A 1,975-nucleotide genomic window follows, 5' to 3' on the forward strand; every position below is an offset into this window, starting at 1 on the left:
TCGTCCTGGCCCACCAGCTCGAGCGCCCAGTCGAGGGCGAGCGCGTCGAGCGCGTCCCCGTCCTCCCGCAGCTGCTCGGCGGTGCGCGCCAGAGCCTGCGCCACTCCCGGCCCCAGCTCGTCCTCCAGCACGGGCAGCACGCGGTTCCGCACCCGGACCCGCGAGTAGCGGGGGTCGTCGTTGTGCGGGTCGTCCCACGGCACGAGCCCCTGGTCGGAGCAGGCGAGGCGGGTCGTCTCGCGCCGCAGGCCCAGAATCGGCCGACGCAGCGGTCCGCTGACCGGCGCCATCCCGTGCAGCGAGGCCGCACCGGCCCCTCGTGCCAGGCCCAGCAGCACCGTCTCGGCCTGGTCGTCGAGGGTGTGGCCCAGGAGGATCGCGGCGGCGCCCGTCGCGGTCAGCGCGTCGTCGAAGGCGCGGTAGCGCGCGCTGCGGGCGGCCGCCTCCGGACCGCCCTCGGCGGACACCGTCACCACCTCGCGCAGCACCGGCGCGAGCCCCAGCCCGTGCGCCTGCTCCGCGGCCCGCCGCGCGACCTCCGCCGACGCCTCCTGCAACCCGTGGTCGACGATCACCGCGCCGGCCCGCCTCCCGCCCCGCGGGGCCTCGAAGGCGACCGCCGCCGCGAGCGCGAGCGAGTCCGCTCCCCCGCTCAGCGCGACCAGCACGAGCGCTCCGGGGTCGAGCCCGTCGAGGCTCTCGCGCACCGCCCGCCGCAGATCGGCGACAGCGGGGGTCAGGCGGGGGCGATCGGGCACATCAAGTAACGTAATGCCAGCGATCCGCCCCTCCCGCGCGCGCACCCGCGCGAGCGTTCCGGAGGCCGATCCGTCCGCCGATGCGCCGCTCACGGCGCCACCGACTCAAGGAGAGAGCATGGCCGCATACGACGTCGTCGTCGAGATCCCCAAGGGGAGCCGCAACAAGTACGAGGTCGACCACGAGACCGGTCGCGTCTACCTCGACCGCGTGCTCTTCACCTCCTTCGTCTACCCGACGGACTACGGGTACTTCGAGAACACCCTCGGCCTCGACGGCGACCCCGTCGACGCGCTGGTGCTGCTCGAGTACCCCGTCTTCCCGGGCGTGGGCGTCTCCGTCCGCCCGGTCGGCGTGCTCAACATGAGCGACGAGGCCGGCTCCGACGCGAAGGTGATCGTGGTCCCCGCGAAGGACCCGCGCTGGCAGCACATCCAGGACATCGGCGACGTCCCGGAGCAGACGAAGAACGAGATCAAGCACTTCTTCGAGCGCTACAAGGACCTCGAGCCCGGCAAGTGGGTCAAGGTCGACGCGTGGGGCGACGCCGCCGAGGCGGAGCAGATCGTCCAGGACGGCATCAAGAAGCTGGCCGAAGAGGGTCACTGACCCCTCGCATCAACGAAGGAACCCCCTCCCGTCGTCTCGACAGGAGGGGGTTCTCTCGTTGTGCGGTGCGGCCGCGGCTCAGGCGGCCGGGCGGCCGACCATGCCGGCGGGCGTGCCCCAGGTGTTCCAGATGCGCACGGGCTTGCCGTAGTCGGCGGCCTCGATGATCTGGTTGTTCCCGAGGTAGATGGCCACGTGGTAGTAGTCCCCGCCGCCACCCCAGAAGATCAGGTCGCCGCGCTGGCGCTGGCTGTAGGGGACGAGCTTGCCGGCGCCGGCCATGGTGTTGTACTGGTTCGTCGCCGAGTGGGTGCCGATGTAGATGCCCGAGGACGCGTACGAGGCCTTGGTGAGGCCCGAGCAGTCCCACTGGTCCGGGCCCATGCCGCCGAGGACGTACTCCTCGCCGAGCTGAGCCATCGCGTACGAGATCGCGTTCTCGACGGCGCCGCTGGTCGGCACCAGGACCGGAGCGGTCACCGGCTGCGGGAGCGGCTGAGCCGCCGGCTGGGCGACCGGCTGAGCAGCGGGCTGGGCCGGAGCAGGAGCGGGCTGCTGCTGCGCGGGCTGCGGCGCGGCGGGCTGCGGGAGGGACGCGGTCTGACGC

Annotated in this window: 3 protein-coding genes; 1 reads left to right on the plus strand and 2 read right to left on the minus strand. The window is 72.9% G+C overall.

What is annotated here, in order from left to right:
- Positions 1–758: tRNA lysidine(34) synthetase TilS (gene tilS, locus C5C82_RS17000; RefSeq protein WP_104355429.1), on the minus strand; the 758-nt coding region annotated here is incomplete at its 3' end.
- Positions 759–876: 118 nt separating this feature from the next.
- On the opposite strand from tilS, the gene ppa reads away from it, so the two are divergent.
- Positions 877–1,368: an inorganic diphosphatase gene (gene ppa / locus C5C82_RS17005; protein WP_068255683.1), complete on the plus strand. Its 492-nt coding sequence runs from the start codon at positions 877–879 to the stop codon at positions 1,366–1,368.
- A gap of 78 nt (positions 1,369–1,446) precedes the next feature.
- Here the strand turns inward: ppa and C5C82_RS17010 are convergent.
- Positions 1,447–1,975 (minus strand): C40 family peptidase (locus tag C5C82_RS17010; RefSeq protein ID WP_146086034.1); only part of this gene is annotated, 529 nt, incomplete at its 5' end.

This window comes from Rathayibacter sp. AY1D5, from assembly GCF_002932515.1.
Taxonomy (GTDB): domain Bacteria; phylum Actinomycetota; class Actinomycetes; order Actinomycetales; family Microbacteriaceae; genus Rathayibacter.

Bases quoted from the DNA above. Each gene is read 5' to 3' on its own strand.
- ppa (WP_068255683.1), top strand. From the start codon at position 877: ATGGCCGCATACGACGTCGTCGTCGAGATCCCCAAGGGGAGCCGCAAC.